We start from the raw sequence: 1,212 nt of genomic DNA on the forward strand, positions 1-1,212 counted from the left end.
CCGCCGGGCACCTGCTGGACGCCCTGGTCGACGAGGAGTGGGGACGCCGCTACGGCCGCCCAGTCCGCCTGGGCAAGAATCCCACCCGGCCCAAGACCAGGATCCTCGCCACCGGCGACGACGCCGTCCGGCTCCTGGAGCACCTCTACCGGCACGGGGCAGACCGCGCCTTCGGGCCCCGCGTCCAGGCCCTGCGCCAGATCGTGGTGCAGAACTACCACCGCGACGCCGCGGGCCGCCTGCACTGGCGCACTGCCGACAAGGACGACGGGCCGGGGCTGCCGCCCTCGTCTCAGGCGATCGTCTCTCCCTACGACACCTCGGCCCGCTACGCACGTCACGGACACATCATCAGCTGGAAGGGGTTCTCCGCTCATCTGACCGAGACCTGTGCTCCTGACGGCCCCAACGTGATCACGGACGTGGCCACCACCGCGTCCACCACGCACGACACCCGGGCCCTGCCCGGCATCCACGCCCGTCTGCGTCGCCGAAGCCTGCTGCCCGCCGAGCACCTCGTCGACAGCGGCTACACCTCCCTGGTCCACCTGGAACAGGCTGCCCGGCAGTACCAGGTCACCGTCACCGGACCACTGCCGGGAAACCCCACCCGGCAGCACCGCCAGGGCGAGGGCTTCGGCCGAGACGACTTCCATATCGACTACGACCGCCAGCAGGTGACCTGCCCCCAGGGCCAGGTCAGCCGGGGCTGGCACGGCCCCTACCCGACCTCCTCGCCCACCGCGGCCCCTCTGATCGTGGCACGGTTCACCAAGGGCCAGTGCCAACCCTGCCCGGTCCGCGCCCAGTGCACCACCTCCCATCAGAGCGCCCGAAACGTCGGCTTTCCCCCACGAGAACTCCGCGACCTGCAACTCCGCGTCCGTACCGAGCAACAGACGCCCGAGTGGAAGATCCGCTACGCGGTGCGCTCCGGAGTGGAGGGCACGGTCAACGAGTTCGCCCACGGACATGGCATGCGCCGTTGCCGCTACCGAGGACAGCCGAAAGCACACCTGCAACACGTACTCACGGCCATCGCCGTGAACATCGAACGCCTCAGCGGCCGGTCAGCGACCGAGGAAATCTCTTCACCCAGACCGCCGACCGCCTTCCAGACCTTCCTGGACCAGCACGGGATCCCCCGGTCAAAGTCCTGGCGCACCCTCGGCACCTGACCTCAACCATCCAAGATCCCCGACAGAGTCAAGC

At 69.3% G+C, this 1,212-nt stretch carries 1 protein-coding gene; it reads left to right on the forward strand.

What is annotated here, in order from left to right:
• Positions 1–1,178 (forward strand): transposase (locus ACIRQP_RS42495; protein ID WP_403900851.1); only part of this gene is annotated, 1,178 nt, incomplete at its 5' end.
• Positions 1,179–1,212 lie beyond the last annotated feature (34 nt).

It is taken from the genome of Streptomyces sp. NPDC102274 (genome assembly GCF_044766385.1).
In the GTDB taxonomy this organism is placed as follows: Bacteria; Actinomycetota; Actinomycetes; order Streptomycetales; family Streptomycetaceae; genus Streptomyces.